Below are 19,124 nucleotides of genomic sequence, written 5' to 3' on the forward strand. Positions count from 1 at the left end.
AAGAGACCGGATGCGAAACGGATATCGAAATGACAACGGGCCGCTGATGGCGGCCCGTTGTCATTCGGTTTCACGTAGTGGTCGCAGAGCCATGCCTGCGCCGGCTGGATCAACGCGCGGTATGCAGCTGCGCCATGGCGCGCTCCGCATCTCCCCTGGCCAGCAGGCCGAGCGGGTCGACGCAGCGGTCGATGGCTTCGTCGATGGCCTGCTGCTCTTCCTTGCGCGGCGGCTTGAGCACGAAGTTGACGACATCCTCACGGCCCGCGCCGGCGCCGCCGGGCAGGTTGCGCGGATGCCCCACGCCCAGGCGCAGGCGCCAGAATTCCTGCGTGGTCAGGTGGGCGGCAATGTCCTTCAGGCCGTTGTGGCCGCCCGCGCCGCCGCCGCGCTTGAGCTTGGCGGCGCCCGGCGGCAGGTCCATCTCGTCATGCGCGACGACGATCTCGTCGGGCAGGATCTTGTAGAAGCGGGCCAGCGAGACCACGGCCAGGCCAGAGCGGTTCATGAACGTGGACGGCTTGAGCAGCCAGATGTCCTGGTCCCACAGGCGGGCACGTCCGGCCAGGCCGTGGAAACGGCCTTCCACGCGCAGCGTGGTGCCGCCCATGCGGGCCAGCTGGTCCACCAGCCAGAAGCCGGCGTTGTGGCGGGTCGCCTCGTATTCCGCGCCGGGATTACCTAGGCCGACGATGAGCTTGATCATGCGATGAACTGGATAGGATGGCGGCGGGGTTCATGTCGAACCGCAGCCGCCAAGCATACGCCAAAAAAAACCGCCGGCAGGACCGGCGGTTTTTTTCCGTCTTGCGGCCAGGCCGCAATGCCGGGTAGGCAGCTTAGGCAGCCGGCGTTTCGCCTTCGCCTTCAGCGCCTTCGGCAGCCGAAGCGGCACCAGCCGGCAGCGAGATGCTGGCGATGGCCGGGTTTTCGTCGCCGTGGGTCACGACGGTCACGCCCTTCGGCAGCTTCAGGTCAGCCAGGTGCAGGGTCTGGCCCAGTTCCATCGTGCCGACGTCCACTTCGATGAACTCGGGCAGGTCGGCCGGCAGGCACGACACTTCCAGGTCGTTCACGATGTGGTTGACCAGGCCGTGGCCCAGCTTCACGCCAGGAGCGGTTTCCTGGTTCATGAAGTGCAGGGGCACCTTGACGTGAATCTTTTCGCTGGCCGACACGCGCTGGAAATCGACGTGCAGCACCATCGGCTTGAACGGGTGCATCTGGAATGCGCGCAGCAGGGCCTTTTCCGACTTGCCGGCAACTTCCAGGTCCAGGATCGACGAGTGGAAGGCTTCCTTCTTCAGGGCGTGCCACAGCGCGTTGTGATCCAGTTCGATCATCTTCGGATCGGCAGCGCCGCCGTAGATGATGCCGGGGGTCTTGCCCGAATTGCGCAGGCGGCGGCTCGCACCCGTTCCCTGTACGCTACGCTCGAAAGCGACTACTTTCATGATGACTCCAAAGTAAAGAAGGCTGTCCGCGACCAGACAGCCCTGTTGTGGCGCAATCGAAACTGATGCGCCGGTCACACGCGCTGATTGTCGGAAAACCGCAATCAGCGCGGCAAAGCCGAAAATTCTATCAGGAACCCGCGAACAGCGACATGATCGAGTCGCCCTTGACGATACGCGTGAACGTTTCGGCGAGCAGCGGGGCGGTCGACAGCTGGCGGATCTTGCTGCATTTGGCAGCTTCTTCCGACAGCGGGATGGTGTCGCACACCACCACTTCGTCCAGTGCCGAGTCCGCGATGCGGGCAGCCGCGCCGCCGGACAGCACCGGGTGCGTGCAATAGGCGAAAACCTTCAGCGCGCCGCGCTCCTTCAGCACCTGGGCCGCCTTGCAGAGCGTGCCGCCGGTGTCGATCATGTCGTCCATGATCACGCAGTTGCGGCCGTCGACTTCACCGATGATGTTCATCACCTCGGCCACGTTGGCCTTGGGACGACGCTTGTCGATGATCGCCAGGTCGCAGTTCAGTTCCTTGGCCAGCGCACGGGCGCGGACCACGCCGCCGACGTCCGGCGACACGACCAGCAGGTCACCGTAGTTCTTCTCGCGCAGGTCGCCCAGGAGTACCGGGGATGCGTAGATGTTGTCGACGGGGATATCGAAGAAGCCCTGGATCTGGTCGGCGTGCAGGTCCATCGTCAGCACGCGCTCGACACCGGCGACTTCGAGCATGTTGGCCACGACCTTGGCCGAGATCGCAACGCGCGCCGAGCGCGGGCGGCGGTCCTGGCGGGCATAGCCGAAGTAGGGCATGGCGGCGGTGATGCTGCGTGCCGAGGCGCGCTTGAGCGCATCGACCATCACCATCAGTTCCATCAGGTTGTCGTTGGTCGGCGCGCAGGTGGACTGCAGCACGATGACGTGCTTGCCGCGCACGTTTTCCTGGATATCAACCTGAACTTCGCCGTCTGAGAAACGGCCAACGAGCGCCTTGCCCAGAGGAATGCCGAGGTGCTGTACGACAGCCTCCGCGAGTTTGGGGTTGGCGTTGCCGGTAAATACCATCAAGCCTTCGCTGCTCATTCGGGGCACCTGTCTTGCTGCTGGGGGAGCTTGTAGTCACCGGCAAGGCCGGTGACTGATACTGAGGGTCCGTGAGGACACTATAGGAATGTAATGGCAGGGGAAGAAGGATTCGAACCTTCGAATGCCGGAATCAAAATCCGGTGCCTTGACCAACTTGGCGACTCCCCTACACAACCTTGCTGCTCGTCGTGATACCTGACTGCTGTACCGCGCCGAACCATAACTTGCTATGCGAACGCTGCGAGCGGATGATGTGCCAAACTGCGCACACATCTGCCATCCCATTCAGGAGGCAACCGATTCAAGACCTGCTGCGCAGTCTGCTCGTCGGGAAAACGTGCAAACACGCAGGCTCCGGAACCGGTCATCCTTGCATGCTGATTGAACTGCTTCAGCCATCCAAGGGCTCGGGCAACTTCGCCGAACTTCGCTGTTGCTATCGCTTCCAGGTCGTTGCGACCGAAAGAGAATTTGTTTGTGCAAGCAGCGAAGACCGCAATTATGGAGAGGGGGGTGTCCCTTGTCAAGCACTCGTCCGAAAAAATTTCAGACGTCGGCACATGTTGTTTCGGATGGATGATCACGAACCAGCTGTCAGGCAGCTCGACGGGCGTCAGTTCTTCGCCGATGCCTTCGGCGAAGGCGTTTTGCCCGAACACGAACACGGGCACGTCCGCACCCAGCGTCAGCCCGATGCGCATCAGCTCCGCGCGCGCCAGGCCAAGTCCCCACAGGTGGTTCAGCGCCAGCAGCGTGGTGGCCGCGTCGGAGGAGCCGCCGCCGATGCCGCCGCCCATCGGCAGGATCTTGTCGATCTCGATGTCGGCGCCGTAGCGCGTGCCCGTCGCCTGCTGCAGCGCGCGCGCTGCACGCACGACGAGGTCGGTCTCCGCCGGCACGCCGGGGATGTCCGTGGCGCGCGTCACGATACCGTCGTCGCGGCGCTGGAAATGCAGCGTATCGCACCAGTCCACGAGCTGGAACACGGTCTGCAGCGTGTGGTAGCCATCCGGGCGCCGGCCGGTGACGTGCAGGAACAGGTTGAGCTTGGCCGGCGCCGGGCAATCGCGCAGTTGCGGCGGCGGCAGCTGGGTGGTGCTGGTCAAGGTGTTTCCTCCGGGTCGATCACGAGTTTGACCGACAGCGGCGTAGGGCCGCCGTCGCGCTCCAGGTCGATGCGGCGTGGTCGCGCGGTCGTCATCTGCGCGCTGTCGGGCGCATCCTGCCAGGCCACGTAGCGCACGCTCCAGCCGTCCTGCGCCAGCGTGGCGAGGCGCCCCTGGGCATCGCGCGTGGCCTTGGCCGGCCGCCCGGCCGAAGGGCGCCCGTGCAGCCAGTCGCGCATGCCGGCCACCGGCAGCGCAAAGCCGAGCGCGTCCTCGAGCAGGCTGTCGACTTCCGGCGCATTGCGCGGCGGCTTGTTGGGCAGGTCGAGGGTCGCGCCCGAAGGCGTGGCGGTGACGACGGCCAGCGTCTGGCCCAGCGGCGAGAGCAGGTCAAGGCGAACGTTGCGGCCCTGTTCCTCCCAGCGGAAACTGCCCTGCACGCCTTCGTCGCGGCCATAGCGAACGTAGTTTGCGGAAAAGCGGCCGGAGTAGTGCCGGCTTGCGGCGGTTTCGCCGGCATCGAAGCCGCGCGAAGGCGCGACGCTGGCGCAGGCTGTCAGCAGCATGGGCGCGCCAAGGCAAAGCAGGGCCAGGCGGCGGGATCGGTTCATGTTAGGCATTCAGGAAAGCGGGGCCGCCCTGGTGGGACGGCCCGCGGCAGATGGCGCGGCCGGTCGCACGGACCGGCCCGGGCTTACTTGGACAGCAGGACGTTGTAGCGGCGCAGGGTATCGACCAGGATTTCGTTTTCTGGCTCGATCTTGGCGGCTTCGGTCCATGTCTTGCGGGCTTCGTCGCGCTCGCCGAGCTGCCACAGCACTTCGCCCAGGTGCGCGCCGATCTCGGCCTCGGGCGCCTTGGCGTAGGCGTTCTTGAGCAGTTCCGCCGCCGGCTGCAATTCGCCCATGCGGAATTTCACCCAGGCCAGGCTATCCATGATGTACGGATCATCCGGCCCGAGCTCGGAGGCGCGTTCGAGCAGCTTGCGCGCTTCGGGCAGGCGTACGTTGCGGTCGGCCAGCGAGTAGCCGAGCGCGTTGTAGCCCTGCTTTTGCTCGGGCTGCAGCGCGATCACGCGGCGCAGGCCCTGCTCCATCCGGTCGTAGCGCTTCTGGCGCTCGTCCAGCATGGCAAGCTCGTAGATCCAGTCGGCATTCTCGGGCTCGGCCGTGATGCGTTCGTCGAGCAGCTTGCGCGCGCGATCGTAGGACTTGGTCTCCATCAGCGTGGCGACCTCGGCCTGGCGGATCGCCATCATGCGCTGCGAGCGCTGGGCCGGATCGGGGATGTCCTCGGCATCGCTGAGCATGTCGCCGAAGATGGCCTGGGCATCGTCGAGCTTGCCCATGCGTGCGAGCAGCTGCGCGCGCTTGGCCGCGGCGGCCGGTGCCAGGCGGCTGTCCTCGATGCGTTCGAGCCACTGGATCGCGCCGGCGTAGTCCTTGCGTTCCTCGGCAATCTGCGCCAGGTATTGGAAAGCGATGTCCGGATTGGCGGTGGGCACCTTCTCGGCCAGCTGCAGGTATTCCTTGAGGTACTGCTCGGCTTCGCCGAAATCCCGGGCCTGGAGGCTGGTCAGCCCCAGCGCGAGCGGCACGCGCGGGTCGTTTGGCGCAACCTTGCGCAGCGTCTCGAATTCCTGGCGCGCGGCCGGCATGTCATTGCGCATCAGGTACAGCCGCGCCAGCGTGATGTGGCCGCTGACTGACCGCGGCGACTTGTCGAGGAAGCGGCGCAGGCCGGAAACCGCCTTGTCGGGCTCGCTCTCGGCGCGCAATTCGGCTGCCATCAGCGCCGCGGGCTCGAAATCGGGGCGCAGCCGCAGCGCTTCGTCGAGCGCCGCGAGTGCGGCCGGCATGTTGCCCGCGATCTCCTGCGCCCGGGCCATGGCAAGCTGTGTTTCGGGCAGCCGTGCATCGTCGCGGGTCAGCTCCTGCAGCAGCGCCGCGGCGCCGGCGGGATCGCTTGTGCGCGACATCTGCTGTTGAAGCTGGAGGATGCCCTCGGCACGATGGTTGGCGGGCACGCCGGCCAACTGCTGGACCAGCAGCGGCCGTGCTTCGCTCCAGCGGCCGTTGAGCACCAGCAGGGTTGATAGCACCTGGCGCGCCGCCGGCGAGCCGGGCGCGATGTCGCTCCACAGCCGCGCGGCATCGAGCGCCTGCTGCGGGATGCGCGCATTGAAGGCGATCTCCGTCGCGCGCTGGGCAAAGCGCGGGTCGCGCGTGGAGCGGGCCAGTTCGACGTAAGTGCGGTAGGCCGGGCCGACCAGGCCGCGCTGCAGCGAGATCTCGGCGGCCATCACGCTGTACATGATGTCGCCGGTCAGCGATACGTTCGGCAGCGTGACGCCGGCGGGCGACTTGTCGGGCTGCGCCGGCGCGGCCTGGACCGCGCCGACCGCGGCAAGCGCCAGGCAGGCGCCAGCGATCAGGGACCGGATGTGGCGCCCGGTACTGGCCGCCGACCGAGCGGACATGCCTGGGCGCACAGTGATGGCCTTCGCGGGGAAGTCCATGGCAGCGGGTCTCGCAACGGGATCCGGAAAAAGTTCCGACATGTGATGATTGCTCCGGCGCGTTCAGGCGTTCGAATGATAGGGGCATTGTAGCGTGCCGCTACAATGCGCTGCTTGCCGGCGCAGCAAGGCGTGCGCGCTTCCGGCAGGAGTTTGGAGCGGTAACCAACGGAGAGGTTCGATGCCTGAATTGCCGGAGGTCGAAGTGACCCGACGCGGCCTGCTGCCGCATGTGGTGGGGCGGCGTATTGCCGACGTGATCGTGCGCCATCGCGGCTTGCGCTGGCCGATCGACGACGACCTGGAGGCACGCCTGGCCGGCCGCCTGGTGCAGCGTATCGAGCGGCGCGGCAAGTACCTGCTGCTGGAGTGCGTAGATGAAGCCACAGGCGATGCCGGCTGGTTGCTGGTCCACCTGGGCATGACCGGGACGCTGCGCGTGCTGCCCGATGCGCCGGCCGCCGGCACCCACGACCACCTGGACCTTGCGCTGGACGATGCCGGTGGCAGCCGCATCGTGCTGCGCTTTCGCGATCCGCGCCGTTTCGGCGCCGTACTCTGGAGTCCGCTGAGCGAGGCCATGCTGCCCGGACACCCGCTGCTGCGCGGGCTCGGCATTGAGCCGTTCGATCCGCATTTTGACGGTGGTTGGTTGCACCGTCATACGCGCGGGCGTTCCGCGGCGATCAAGACCGTGCTGCTGGCCGGCAATATCGTGGTGGGCGTGGGCAATATCTACGCCTCCGAAAGCCTGTTCCGCGCGGGTATCCGCCCGACCACGCCGGCCGGCCGCCTGAGCCTCGCGCGCTGCGAACGGCTGGCGCTGGCGGTGCGCGAAACACTGGCGCAGGCCATCGAACGCGGTGGCAGCACGCTGCGCGACTTTGTCGGCAGCGACGGCGCGAGCGGTTATTTCCAGCTTGATTGCTTCGTCTACGACCGCGCCGGAGAGCCTTGCCGGATCTGCGGCACGCCGGTGCGGCAGATCGTCCAGGGCCAGCGTTCGACCTTCTACTGTACGCACTGCCAGCATTGAATCGCGGCGCCCTGGCGGCCAGCGGCGCGTCCCGCCGTGTGCCGATGGCTCGGCGCAACACTCTCCGGCCAAGGGGCGCGAAATCTACAAAAGCACCACAAAAGCGCCACAAAAGCGCCCCGGAAACCTGTATCTTGTGCGCAGTCATAAAAAGTTACAAAAACACCGCACGCTTGCAAAGTCGGCACTTGCGCCAGATTGCCGGACAGGAACCCAGCCGAACCGCCGCCATGACCACGCTCGCACACCAATTTGAACAATACGGCGCCTGGAGAACCGGGGTACTCCAGGCGTTGGCCGAATTCCAGTCGTGGCTGCAGCAGCACGACCTCTACGACGCGACCGCCGAAGAACGCGTGCAGCGCATCCAGAACGTGCTGCGCAGCGACCGGCTCAAGGTCGCGTTCATTGCCGAGTTCTCGCGCGGCAAGAGCGAACTGATCAACGCCATCTTCTTCGCCGACTACGGGCGTCGCATCCTGCCGTCATCGGCCGGGCGCACCACCATGTGCCCGACGGAGCTGCGCTACGACGAGCACGAGCCGCCCAGCATCCGCCTGCTGCCGATCGAAACCCGGCTGCAGGAAGCCTCGACCGCGGACTTCCTGGAGGCCGGCACTTCGGCCTCGCACTGGCATTCGGTGCCGCTGGACCCGTCATCGCCCGAGGGCATGCTGGCGGCGTTCCAGCATGTGGTCGAGACCATCCGCGTGCCGCCGGCCCAGGCCGAAGCGCTGGGCCTGTACCACGAGGAAGACCCGGACGCCGCCTATGCGGTGGATGCCGAAGGCATGGTCGAGATATCGCGCTGGCGCCACGCAGTCATCAATTTCCCGCATCCCCTGCTGCGCCAGGGGCTGGTGATCCTCGATACGCCGGGACTGAACGCTATCGGCACCGAGCCTGAGCTGACGCTGCGCCTGATCCCGGATGCACACGTGGTGGTGTTCGTGCTGGCCGCGGACGCCGGCGTGACCAAGAGCGACCTGGAGCTCTGGCGCGGGCACGTGGGCGCCGGCCATCGCCGCGGCTGCCTGGCCGTACTGAACAAGATCGACGGCTTGTGGGACCCGCTGAAGTCGCAGGCCGAGATCGCCAAGGAGATCTCGGGCCAGGTCACCTCGACGGCGCAGGTGCTTGGCATCGAGCAAGGGCGCGTTTATCCGGTATCGGCGCAGAAGGGCCTGGTGGCCAAGGTCACGCATGACCAGACGCTGCTGGCACGCAGCGGCCTGCCGAATTTCGAGCACGTGCTGTCCGACCAGCTGATTCCGCGCCGGCGCGAGATCGTCGCCGACCAGGTCCATCGCTCGGTGCAGGACATGGCGCGCGGCGCGCAGCAACTGCTGCAGAGCCGCCGCCGCGACATCGTCGAACAGCTGTTCGAGCTGCGCGGCCTGCGTGGAAAGAACCACGCGATGGTCAAGCACATGCTGATGCGCGTGCAGAGCGAGAAGGAAGAGTTCGAGCAGAGCATCAGCAAGTTCCAGGCGTTGCGGCTGGTGTTCGGCCGCCACAGCGCGGACATCATCAAGAGCCTGCAACTGCGCGACGTGCGCCGCACCATGCGCGACGCGCGCGAGCAGATGAAGGAGCGCTTCTTTTCGCGCGGCCTGCGTGAAGACATGGACGCGCTGTTCGCGCGGCTGACCACGCTGATCACCGACGCGGATAACAAGATCGGCCAGCTGCACCAGCTCATCGACAGCATGTACCGGCGCTTCAATGCCGAGCATGGCTTCACGCTGCCGGCGCCGATGCAGTTCGTGACCTCGCGCTATGTCGCCGAACTCGGCGAGATCCTGCAGCTCGTGCAGACGCACTTCGGCGCGGTCAGCATGCTGACGCGCTCAAGGCCAAACCTGGTGCAGGGCGCGTTCGATACCATGGCCAGCCGCGTGCTGGAGAATTTCCGCGACCTGAACCGTGATATCGAAGTCTGGCTCAAGTCCGTGATGACGCCGCTGGAAGCGCAGGTGCGCGAGCACCAGAAGCAGCTGCGCCGCCGTGTCGATTCGATCGAACGCATCCACGAGGCTACCGACACGCTGGAAAGCCGGATCGCCGACCTGGAAGAAGTGCTCAACGGCCTGGATGAACGCAGCGGGCGCATCGAGGCCCATATCCAGCGCATCATCCGTCCGGACGGGACTGACACGAAGGGCGCGCAGCTCGCCGTGGCCTGATCCGGGGCCGGGCGGTATATCATGTGGCGCCGCCTTCGAGCGGCGCTTTTTCTTTTGCGCGGCCTGTTTGCCTGCCGTGCGATTCATGCGCCTGATTGTCCCGATGCCCCGCAAGTCCGCCCCCGCTGTCTCGTCCGCCACCGTCAACGCCAATGCCGCGTTGCAGTCCGACATCCATGTCCCCGCCGACTTCGGTGCGCGCGTGGTCGACTGGCAGCGCGTGCACGGCCGGCACGACCTGCCGTGGCAGAACACGCGCGACCCGTACCGGATCTGGCTGTCGGAGATCATGCTGCAGCAGACCCAGGTGAGCGCGGTCATCGACTACTTCCAGCGCTTCATCGCGCAACTTCCGACCGTGCAGGCGCTGGCCGCCGCGCCGGCGGACCAGGTGATGGCGCTGTGGGCAGGGCTGGGCTACTACTCGCGCGCGCGCAACCTGCACCGTTGCGCCATGCAGGTCGTCAGTGACCATGGTGGCCGGTTTCCGACTGATCCCGCCGTGCTGGTCACGCTGCCCGGCATTGGCCGCTCCACCGCGGCGGCGGTAGCGGCCTTCAGCGCGGGCGTGCGATCGCCGATCCTCGACGGCAACGTCAAGCGCGTCTTTGCGCGCGTCTTCGGCATTCACGGCCATCCGGGCGAGCGCGCCATCGAAAAACGCATGTGGGAACTGGCAGAGGCCGCGCTACCCGCGGCCGGGCCGCGCCAGGCTGAAGATATGGTGGCCTACACGCAGGGCCTGATGGACCTGGGCGCCACCGTCTGTTCGCGCGGCAAGCCGGCATGCCTGGCCGATGCCGCGGCTTGCCCGCTGTCGGCGGACTGCGTGGCGCGCCGCGATGGCCTGACCGGGACGTTGCCAACACCCAAGCCGCGCGCGGCGATACCGGAGCGCAGTACCGTGATGGTCATGGTGCGCCATGGCCGCGACGTGCTGCTGCAGCTTCGCCCAGACAGCGGTGTCTGGGGCGGCCTGTGGAGCCTGCCCGAAATGCCCGTGGCAACGGTGCCGTTCGATGCGGAACTCGCAGAGGACGATGCGCTGGGCTATGCGCGCGCCTTCGGACAACCCGCGCGCGCGGCGCTGGCCGGCGAACTGGTCCATGTCTTTACGCATTTCCGGCTGCAGATCCGAGCGATCCGGGTCGACATGGCCGCGCTGTCGCTGCGTGAACCCGATTCGGGGCCGGCCCAACGATGGCTTTCGCTCGATGATCTCGACGCGCTCGGCACGCCCGCACCGGTGCGCAAGCTGCTCGAACTGCAGGCCCGCGGCGGCCTGTTCTGATTCGCGCTCGGCGAACCGGAATGGCTACACCATGTGGTGCTGCCGCATGTAGCGGTGCACGATCTCGATGCGCATGCCCGCGTCGGGCAGTTCCATCAGCATCTGCTTGGCCTTGAGCGGCACCGGCAGCAGTTCGCACAGGCGGTTGGTGACCCAGCTTGGGTCGTCCCACAGGTAGGGCTCGGCAACCGGCATGCGGTCGGGCTGCTCGGCATGCAGCCGCGTGACGATCCGGCGCAGCACCGTCAGGCATTCGCCCAGCAGTTCCAGCTTGCAGTCGATGATGTCCGCGGGCAGCAGCTCGGCGCTGGCCACGATCAGGCCGTCGTCGCGCTTGTGGTGCTCGAGCACGCGGAATCGCTGCCGTCCGCGCGTTTCGATCAGCAGCACGCCAAGCTGCTCCATATTGCAATCGATGATCTCGGCCAGGCAACCGATCGATTCCGGCACGGTTGGCTTGCCCGAGCGCGCGACTTCCTCGCCACTGGCGATCAGGCATACACCGAACGGTGCCGCATCGCGCAGGCAATTGCGCACCATGTCCACATAGCGCTTCTCGAATACGCGCAGCGGCAGGCGGCCGTCGGGGAACAGCACCGTGTGCAGCGGAAAGAGGGGCAGGTTGTCCAGCGTCGGCGGCGTCGCGTCGACGGGGGCGGTGTGGCGGAGAAGGTCTGTCGAGGACATGCGATGGCTGGTGTTCCACTGGATCGGGGAAACCGGCCGCCGGATCGGGCGCGGCGACCGCCATGCTGCCAGGCTAGACGTACCTGGCGACACGGGAAAACCACGCACGCAGGCGGCTATGCCGCCGGAGCGAGTTCCCGGTGTCTCACCAGCACATTACCATGCGCGCGGAAATAGTTGGCGAGCCTTTCCGCAATATAGACCGAACGGTGCTGTCCGCCGGTGCAGCCGATGGCGACGGTCAGGTAGCTGCGGTTATCCGCAATGAAGCTTGGCAGCCACTTTTCGACATAGGCGCGGATGTCTTCGGCCATGGCCAGCACCATCGGCTGGGCCTGGAGGAAGTCGATCACCGGGGCATCGCGACCGGTCAGCGGGCGCAGCGCCAGGTCGTAGTAAGGGTTGGGCAGCGAGCGCACGTCGAAGACCATGTCGGCGTCGCTGGGCACGCCGTGCTTGAAGCCGAACGACTCGAACAGCAGCGTCAGACGCTGGCTGTCCTCGCGGATCAGCTCCTTGATCCAGCTGCGCAGCGTATTGGTGCGCACGTTGCTAGTATCGATGCGGTGCGCAGACTCGGCCAGCGGGCTGAGCAGTTCGCGCTCCATCTCGATGGCTTCCATCAGCCCGCGGTCATTGAACGCCGCCCGTTCTTCCTCGGAGCGGGGCGCGCCGTTGGTCAGAATCGACAGCGGATGGCGGCGACGCGTTTCCGAGTAGCGCTGCACCAGTGCGTCGGTGCTGGCCGTGAGGAACACGACCTCGACCTGATGGGTCTCCGCCAGTTGACGAACCGTGTCGGGCAGGTGGTCCAGCGATTCGCGGCTGCGGATATCGGTGGCGACGCCAAGGTGCGTATAGCCCTCGCCTGCAAGATAGCGGGCCAGGTCGGGGATGAATTGGGCCGGCAGGTTATCGACGCAATAGTAGCCTGCATCTTCAAGCACGTTCAGTGCGACGGATTTGCCGGAGCCGGAGATGCCGGTGATGAGGATGATGCGCATAGCATCGGAAGCATAGCATCCGGAAGTGGCCACGTCATGACAGCGGCCGCGCTGACAAAAATGGCGAACCGCGCGGTTCGCCATTTTGTCGGGATCGACCGCCGATTACTTCGACAGGCATTCCTTCATGTACGCCTTGTATTCGTCGCCCTTCTTGCCCTTGCCTTCCTTGCTGCACGCTGACATCTTTTCCTGCTGGGTCTTGGTCGGCTGCACGCCCTTGGCCGAGAGGCACTGCTTCATGAAGGCCTTGCGATCGTCGCCCTTCTTGCCGGCAGCCTGATCGTTGCAGTCCTTCATCTTTTGCTGCTGCGCGGTGGGCGCCTTGGCCGACGATGCGGGCATAGCCTTGTCGCCCGGGCCCGGAGCTGCCGGCATGGCGGGGTTTGCGGGAGTGGCGGGCGCAGCGGGGGTAGCCGGCGTAGCGGGCTTGGCGGGCGTAGCAGGTGTTGCAGGCTGTGCCATGACGCCAGTGGCCAGCAGCGGCGTCACCAGCACACACATCGCGATCAGTTTCTTCATGCTTGCTCTCCTGGGTGTGGAAAACTTCATGGCCGCGGTTTGCTGGCTCAAGGCTGGCGCCGCGGCGCCGAACTGGGCTCCATGCCCATTACAGCACAAAACGATGGAAGTCCCCACCCCGTTGACCAATTTGTCAACGGCGATGTAAGCAATTGAAAACGGGCCCCGATGCCTCAGAGCAGCCTGCCTTGCCCGCGCGAGACCGCATCGGCCTGCATCGCGGCGCGCTGCCGATCCATGAAATCGCGCAGCGTATCGATGCCGCGCAGGCGCAGGATGGTGTTGCGCACGGCGGCCTCGACCAGCACGGCGAGGTTTCGGCCGGCCGCCACCTGGATCTTGACCATATGGATCGGCAGGCCCAGCACGTCGAGGTACTGCGAATCGAGCGGCAGGCGTTCGAACTCGCCGTCGTTGCGGCGCACCAGCTGGACCACCAGCTTCATCTTCATCTTCCGCCGTACGGCGGTCTCGCCGAAGATCGTCTTGATATCGAGCAGGCCCAGGCCGCGTACTTCGAGCAGGTTCTGCAGCAGCGGCGGGCAGCGGCCTTCAATGAAATCCGGTCCCAGGCGCACGAAATCCACCGCGTCGTCGGCGACCAGGCCGTGGCCGCGCGAGATCAGTTCCAGGCCGAGTTCGCTCTTGCCCAGGCCCGACTCGCCCATGACCAGCACGCCCATGCCGAGGATGTCGAGGAACACGCCGTGCATGGTCACGCGCGGCGCCGAGATTCGCGACAGGTACAGCCGCAGGTGGTCGATGACCGCCGCCGAGGAGACCGGCGTGGTGAACAGCGGCGTGGAAGAGCGCGTGCAGCGCAGTTCCAGGTCCGGCGGCGGCTCCATGCCGTCGGCCACGACCAGGAACGGCGGCTCGAGCAGGATCAGCTCGCCCATCTGGCGCTTGCGGGTCTCGTCGTCGAGGCGCTGGTAATAGGTGATTTCGGGCTTGCCGAGCACCTGGATCCGGTTCGGGTGAATCAGGTTCAGGTGGCCGACCAGGTCCGCGGCCGAGGTGGCCTCGCGGGCAAACTCCACGTCGAAGGCGCGATCCGCACCCTCCAGGCCAGCCACCCACGAGAGTTTGATGTCGGCTGCGTTGTCGTCGAAGATCGACTGGGAGGTGACGCCGGTGAGTTCCATGCGTGATGACTTTCGGGGCGGGGACTGTGCCGGATTTTACGATGGTCCGGTCTGTTGCCAGCCCAGGGGAGGGATCAGGGATGCCACTGCGTCAGGAGTTCATGGACCGCGTCCGGCGTGGCCAGGGTTGCCAGGCCTTCGCGCATGTCGCGATCCGACAGCAGCTGGGCGATTTCGGAAAGAATCTCGAGATGCTGCTGCGTAGCCTGTTCCGGCACCAGCAGGAAGATCAGCAGCGAGACCGGCTTGCCATCCGGCGATTCGAACGGGATCGGCTCGGCCAGCCGCATGAAGGCCGCCAGCGGTTGCTTCAGTCCCTTGATGCGCCCGTGCGGAATGGCCACGCCCGCGCCCAGGCCGGTCGAACCGAGCGACTCGCGCGCGAACAGGTTGTCGGTCACGGTCGCCCGCGCCACGCCATGGTTGTTCTCGAATAAGAGCCCGGCTTGCTCGAATACACGCTTCTTGCTGGTGACGCTGACGTCGAGGTTGATGTTGCCGGGTGGCAGCAGTTTGGCCAAACGATTCATGGGCGATGCGAGGATTTCAGTTAGCAGGCAGATCGGACTGCTCAGCCCGGAAACGAAGTGGGGCCGGTTTGCGGCCACGCCATGGCTCACCAGGCGTTCGGCCATTATAGAGCAGCGTCTCCCCTGTCCTTGTGCAATGCAGCGCCGGGCCCCTGTATGGCCCGGTCCGTGCTGGTGCCGCCACACCTGGGTACGGTGGCCGCGCCGGAGTCGCCACGCGCGATGTCTTGGAGAGCATACACCGTGCTGCGCCAGTTGCGAACACTTGTGTCCAGGACGCGCGCCAGGTCAGGGCTACAGATGCAAAAAAGCCGCGCTACATGGCGCGGCTTGCTTTTATCAGTCCTGTTTCAATGCCCAGCCTTGCGGCTGGCAGGCTTGATCATTGCTGCTGTAGTTGAGACTCGGCCATCTGGTACTTGACCGCTTCGCGGTCGTGGCCTTGAACGCGGTCCTTATAGCGAAGCACCTGGCGGTCCAGCTTGTCGACAAGTGCGTCGATGGCCGCATACAGGTCTTCGTGATGGGCTTCCACAAAAATGTCCTTGCCCCGAAGGTGCAAATTGATTTCCGCGTACTGACGCCTGTCCTTTTCCTTGTGATTGTCGACTGAGAGTAGCACGCTGACGCCAATGACTTGATCGAAATGCCTGACGATACGCTCCAGCTTCGTTTCCACGTACTCACGCAGCGGCGGCGTGATGTCCAGGTGGTGTCCACTGATCTTGAAGTTCATAGCGCTTCTCCTTCTGAAAGAGCTGCACCAGGCAGGCGGTGCAACTCGGCTACAAAGTCTTGCGGAGATTGACAGCAGGGATCTTCAGGGCTTCGCGATACTTGGCGACGGTACGGCGCGCGACAACGAAGCCTTGTTCACCCAGCAATTCGGCAATTCGGCTGTCGGAAAGAGGACTCCTCGGGTCTTCGGCTCCTATAAGTTGCTTGATCAAGGCGCGGATCGCCGTTGAGGAAGCCGCCCCACCGGTTTCGGTGGAAACGTGGCTGCCAAAAAAGTACTTCAGTTCGAAAGTACCCATCGGCGTTGCCATGTATTTATTGGTCGTCACCCGGGATATGGTTGACTCGTGTAATCCCAGTGTATCGGCAATCTCCCGCAAAACCAAGGGGCGCATCGCGATTTCCCCGTGCGTGAAGAAGTTCTTCTGACGCTCGACAATCGCCTGCGAAACTCGCAGGATCGTGTCGAACCTTTGCTGGATATTCTTGATCAGCCAGCGCGCTTCCTGCAGCTTTTGCTGCAGCCCCGCGGCACCGGATTCTCCCTTGGCGCCACGCAGGATCTGCGCGTACATGTCGTTGATGCGCAGGCGCGGCATCACATCCGGATTGAGCTGCGCGATCCAGCCGCCGCCGCCCTTGCGCACGAATACGTCGGGCACCACGAAGTCCGCTTCAGGGCGGCTGTATGCGTGGCCCGGGTAGGGCGCGAGCGAGCGGATCAGTTCATGCGCGGCCTTGAGCGCTGCTTCATCCACCTGCAGTGCTTTTTTCAGGCGCGTGTAGTCGCGCACGGCAAGCAGTTCGAGATGATGGTTGACGATCGAGAGCGCCAGCTCGCGCTGCGGATGCTGCAGCCGGCGCAGTTGCAAGCTCAGGCATTCGGCGGCATTGCGCGCGCCCACGCCGGGCGGGTCGAAGCTTTGCAGCAGCGTGAGGATCGCCTGCAATTCGTCGACCTCGAATTCGAGTTCCTCGGGCAACTCGGTGCAGATCTCGTCGAGCGACGCGCTCAGGTAGCCATCGTCGTCGAGCGATTCGATCAGGAAGATCGCCAGGCCCTTGTCGCGCGTCGAGATCTTCAGCGGCGCGAGCTGCTCCATCAGGTGTTCGCGCAGGGTGGGTTCGGCGTCGCGCAGCTGCATGGGCGTCTTCTCGTCGTCCTCACCCTGCGGGCGCCGCGCGAAATCGTCCAGGCTCCAGTCGCTGCCGTAATCTTCGCTACCGCTGTCGCTATAGCTCTCATCCTCGCTGGCCGGGCTGCTGGCGTTCGCGTCGCTGTTGCCCTGCGGTTCGGCCGGTGCGGGCGCGGGTGCGCTCTGCAGGTTGACCGAGCCATCGGCCGCCACGCGCAGCGGGCTGTCGATCCAGTCGTTCTCGCGCTCCAGCAGCGGGTTTTCCGTCAAGGCCTGCTCGACTTCCTGCTGCAGCTCAAGCGTAGAAAGTTGCAGCAGCCGGATCGACTGCTGCAGTTGCGGCGTGAGTGCCAGATGCTGGGAGAGACGGAGCTGTAGCGACGGTTTCATGCGACCTATTCTATGCGCATCCAACCGATGTTGGAACGGAAATTGCTATCGCTGATGCTGCCTGATCGTCTCTGCCAAGCGCACCTGCCGCCCCGGCTTCACATGCGGAAGTTTTCGCCCAGGTAGACGCGGCGCACCGACTCGTTGGCGATGATTTCGTCGGGCTGGCCCGATGCGAGTACGGTGCCTTCGCTGATGATGTACGCGTGGTCGCAGATGCCAAGCGTCTCGCGCACGTTGTGGTCGGTGATCAGCACGCCGATATTGCGCGCCTTGAGGAAGCTGACGATGCGCTGGATCTCGCCGACCGCGATCGGGTCCACGCCGGCGAACGGTTCATCGAGCAGGATGAAGCGTGGCGAGGAAGCCAGCGCGCGGGCGATTTCCACGCGGCGGCGCTCGCCGCCCGACAGCGACAGCGCAGGGTTGTTGCGCAGGTGGGCGATCTGCAGGTCGTCGAGCAGCGTATCGAGGCGGCTGTCGATCTCGGCCTTCGGCAGCGGCTTGCCGTTGACCAGCTGCAGCTCCAGCACCGCGCGGATGTTCTCTTCCACATTGAGCTTGCGGAACACCGACGCTTCCTGCGGCAGGTAGGAGAGGCCCATGCGCGCGCGCTCGTGGATGGCCAGGCCGCTGATGTGCTGGCCGTCGAGCACGATATCGCCCTCGTCCAGCGCGACGAGGCCCACGATCATGTAGAACGACGTGGTCTTGCCCGCGCCATTGGGGCCGAGCAGGCCCACCACCTCGCCGCTCTTCACCTCGAGCGATACGTCCTTCACCACCGTGCGCGACCCGTAGCGCTTCTTCAGGTGGCGCACGACCATCGTGCTGCTGTCGGCACGGGCGTCGGGAGCGGCGGAAGCGGGCGTGGGGGCGAGCATTGCGGTATCGGTCATGGTGGCGGTGATGCGTTCGGGCGCGTGATTCAGGGCTTGCTGGACGGCGCGGGTGCCGACTTCAGGTCGAGGGGCGGGCTGGCGGCCGCACCGCTGGCCTCCTGGCGCGGCGAGAGCACGGCGCGCACGCGTCCCGACGGATTGCCGGCCGACGTGTTGTCGCCGCCGCCGGCGGCGGTGTAGAACTCGTTGCGGCTGTCATAGGTCAGGACCGCGCCGCGGATCTCGTCGACCAGCTTGGCCCCCTGCAGCCGCGCCATGCGCGCGTGGCCGATCAGCTTGGACACCTCCTGCTTGCCATCGTATTCGATGCGGTCGCCCCAGCCGTCCATGTACTCGTCCACGCCTTCACGCTTCTGGCGGATATAGGCCTGCTTGCCGCCCTTGGCCGTGGCCACCGCGTACTGGTAGCCCTCGGGGTCGGTGCGGATCTCGGCCGCGTCCGACTTCAGCACCATGGTGCCCTTGGTCAGGACCACGTTGCCGGTCAGCGTGTAGATCTGCTTGACGTCGTCGTAGCTGGCGTTGTCGGCTTCCAGGACCAGCGGCTTGTCCTTGTCCGCGCGTTCGGCATGGGCGCCCAGCGGCGCCAGCGCGGCAATCGCGGTGGCCACGGCCAGCAGCAGCGGGGCGGCGCTCCGGCGGGACAGGGTCGTCAGGGAAGCAATCATGTTGGCAAGGGTCGCAGAAAAGCGGAGGGTCGGGCGCGATGCTCAGGTCCGCGGTGCCGCCCCGTCGGGCGCGGGCGGCTGTTGTTGTCAGGATCCCGGAGTCCGGGTGGGCGCACCGGTGATGATGGTGCCGCGTACGTTGCCCAGCAATTGTACTTCGCGGGTAACGTTGTTGAAGACCAGCCCGTTGGCGGTCATGACCGACGGGCCGCGCGTGAGCTTCACGGCCTTGTCGGTCTTGACGATGTCGTCATTGACCAGGACCTGGAAGTACTCCGACGCGGCCGTCATCAGCGGGTCCTTTGCGGCATCGGCGCCCTTTTGCCGCTCGATGAAGCCGTTGCCGTACAGGTCGATCACCGAGCCTTCGGCATTCATGCGGCCGCGATCGGCGCGCGCGGTGACCGGCGGACGCTCGGGCTGGTAGGCGCGCATGGCGGGACGGGTGAACTCGTAGGTCTGGTCGTCGTCGTAATGGACCATCTTGTCGCCGGTGAAGCGCATCTTGGTGCTGCCGTCCTGCGCGAGTTCGGTGGCCGAGAAACGCTCCATGTAGTAGTCGGGCTCGTGCTTGCGCACGGTCGGCGCCTTGGTGCCTTCCTGCTGCGTATTGACTTGCACCAGCCAGAACGTGCTCCCGGCCACCACGGCCATCAGCAGCAGCGGCAGCAGCCGCAGGACGATCCCGGTGAGGGAGGACAGGAGTGCCTGCATGGTCTCGTTG

Annotated in this window: 19 protein-coding genes and 1 tRNA gene; 3 read left to right on the plus strand and 17 right to left on the minus strand. The window is 65.5% G+C overall.

Going from position 1 to position 19,124, the window contains the following annotated elements; genetic code table 11:
• Window positions 1–109: 109 nt before the first annotated feature.
• The 7 genes from pth to ACIGJB_RS01835 all read right to left on the minus strand — a co-directional run bounded on the left by pth (window position 110) and on the right by ACIGJB_RS01835 (window position 6,207).
• On the minus strand, window positions 110–706 hold the full coding sequence (pth, locus tag ACIGJB_RS01805; protein ID WP_483710326.1) for an aminoacyl-tRNA hydrolase: 597 nt from the start codon (window positions 704–706) through the stop codon (window positions 110–112).
• A 133-nt stretch (window positions 707–839) separates the two neighbouring features.
• The gene (locus ACIGJB_RS01810) at window positions 840–1,454 is read right to left on the minus strand and encodes a 50S ribosomal protein L25/general stress protein Ctc (RefSeq protein WP_483710327.1); all 615 of its coding nucleotides are present in this window, start codon (window positions 1,452–1,454) and stop codon (window positions 840–842) included.
• A 130-nt stretch (window positions 1,455–1,584) separates the two neighbouring features.
• Window positions 1,585–2,538 (minus strand): ribose-phosphate pyrophosphokinase, encoded by a 954-nt coding sequence (locus ACIGJB_RS01815; protein WP_483710328.1) that lies wholly within the window; start codon window positions 2,536–2,538, stop codon window positions 1,585–1,587.
• Window positions 2,539–2,632: 94 nt separating this feature from the next.
• A tRNA-Gln gene (locus ACIGJB_RS01820) sits at window positions 2,633–2,709 on the minus strand.
• A gap of 59 nt (window positions 2,710–2,768) precedes the next feature.
• Window positions 2,769–3,647: a 4-(cytidine 5'-diphospho)-2-C-methyl-D-erythritol kinase gene (gene ispE / locus ACIGJB_RS01825; protein ID WP_483731125.1), complete on the minus strand. Its 879-nt coding sequence runs from the start codon at window positions 3,645–3,647 to the stop codon at window positions 2,769–2,771.
• Window positions 3,644–4,258, minus strand: a complete 615-nt coding sequence (gene lolB, locus ACIGJB_RS01830) for a lipoprotein insertase outer membrane protein LolB (protein WP_483731126.1) — start codon at window positions 4,256–4,258, stop codon at window positions 3,644–3,646. Before lolB ends, ispE begins: the two co-directional genes overlap by 4 nt.
• Before the next feature lie 83 nt (window positions 4,259–4,341).
• Window positions 4,342–6,207, minus strand: a complete 1,866-nt coding sequence (locus ACIGJB_RS01835; protein WP_483731127.1) for a tetratricopeptide repeat protein — start codon at window positions 6,205–6,207, stop codon at window positions 4,342–4,344.
• Between the two features lie 139 nt (window positions 6,208–6,346).
• Here ACIGJB_RS01835 and mutM point away from each other — a divergent pair, with 139 nt between their 5' ends.
• From mutM to mutY, 3 genes are all read left to right on the plus strand, one after another.
• Window positions 6,347–7,201, plus strand: coding sequence for a bifunctional DNA-formamidopyrimidine glycosylase/DNA-(apurinic or apyrimidinic site) lyase (mutM, locus tag ACIGJB_RS01840; protein WP_483731128.1), 855 nt, complete (start codon window positions 6,347–6,349; stop codon window positions 7,199–7,201).
• A gap of 230 nt (window positions 7,202–7,431) precedes the next feature.
• Window positions 7,432–9,387, plus strand: coding sequence for a dynamin family protein (locus ACIGJB_RS01845; RefSeq protein WP_483731129.1), 1,956 nt, complete (start codon window positions 7,432–7,434; stop codon window positions 9,385–9,387).
• A 103-nt stretch (window positions 9,388–9,490) separates the two neighbouring features.
• Entirely contained in the window at window positions 9,491–10,678 is a 1,188-nt protein-coding gene (gene mutY / locus ACIGJB_RS01850; protein WP_483732234.1) for an A/G-specific adenine glycosylase, read from the plus strand.
• Window positions 10,679–10,702: 24 nt separating this feature from the next.
• Here the strand turns inward: mutY and ACIGJB_RS01855 are convergent, their stop codons facing one another.
• The 10 genes from ACIGJB_RS01855 to lptC form a co-directional block, all read right to left on the minus strand.
• On the minus strand, window positions 10,703–11,365 hold the full coding sequence (locus ACIGJB_RS01855) for an LON peptidase substrate-binding domain-containing protein (protein ID WP_483731130.1): 663 nt from the start codon (window positions 11,363–11,365) through the stop codon (window positions 10,703–10,705).
• Between the two features lie 116 nt (window positions 11,366–11,481).
• Window positions 11,482–12,369 (minus strand): RNase adapter RapZ, encoded by an 888-nt coding sequence (rapZ, locus tag ACIGJB_RS01860; protein ID WP_483731131.1) that lies wholly within the window; start codon window positions 12,367–12,369, stop codon window positions 11,482–11,484.
• Between the two features lie 105 nt (window positions 12,370–12,474).
• Complete coding sequence (locus ACIGJB_RS01865) at window positions 12,475–12,891, minus strand: PsiF family protein (protein WP_483731132.1); 417 nt, start codon at window positions 12,889–12,891, stop codon at window positions 12,475–12,477.
• Between the two features lie 173 nt (window positions 12,892–13,064).
• Entirely contained in the window at window positions 13,065–14,036 is a 972-nt protein-coding gene (hprK, locus tag ACIGJB_RS01870) for an HPr(Ser) kinase/phosphatase (RefSeq protein WP_483710337.1), read from the minus strand.
• A 74-nt stretch (window positions 14,037–14,110) separates the two neighbouring features.
• Window positions 14,111–14,566 carry a PTS sugar transporter subunit IIA gene (locus ACIGJB_RS01875; protein WP_483710338.1) on the minus strand — a complete coding sequence of 152 codons (456 nt, stop codon included), beginning with the start codon at window positions 14,564–14,566 and terminating at the stop codon, window positions 14,111–14,113.
• A 382-nt stretch (window positions 14,567–14,948) separates the two neighbouring features.
• Window positions 14,949–15,302 carry a ribosome hibernation-promoting factor, HPF/YfiA family gene (hpf, locus tag ACIGJB_RS01880; protein ID WP_483731133.1) on the minus strand — a complete coding sequence of 118 codons (354 nt, stop codon included), beginning with the start codon at window positions 15,300–15,302 and terminating at the stop codon, window positions 14,949–14,951.
• A 49-nt stretch (window positions 15,303–15,351) separates the two neighbouring features.
• Window positions 15,352–16,830, minus strand: coding sequence for an RNA polymerase factor sigma-54 (locus ACIGJB_RS01885; protein ID WP_483731134.1), 1,479 nt, complete (start codon window positions 16,828–16,830; stop codon window positions 15,352–15,354).
• 98 nt (window positions 16,831–16,928) lie between these two features.
• Complete coding sequence (gene lptB / locus ACIGJB_RS01890) at window positions 16,929–17,729, minus strand: LPS export ABC transporter ATP-binding protein (protein ID WP_483710340.1); 801 nt, start codon at window positions 17,727–17,729, stop codon at window positions 16,929–16,931.
• Between the two features lie 29 nt (window positions 17,730–17,758).
• Window positions 17,759–18,400 (minus strand): lipopolysaccharide transport periplasmic protein LptA, encoded by a 642-nt coding sequence (gene lptA, locus ACIGJB_RS01895; protein ID WP_483731135.1) that lies wholly within the window; start codon window positions 18,398–18,400, stop codon window positions 17,759–17,761.
• Window positions 18,401–18,487: 87 nt separating this feature from the next.
• Complete coding sequence (gene lptC, locus ACIGJB_RS01900) at window positions 18,488–19,114, minus strand: LPS export ABC transporter periplasmic protein LptC (protein ID WP_483731136.1); 627 nt, start codon at window positions 19,112–19,114, stop codon at window positions 18,488–18,490.
• Window positions 19,115–19,124: the final 10 nt, after the last annotated feature.

It is taken from the genome of Cupriavidus sp. C2SS-8b (assembly GCF_057073745.1).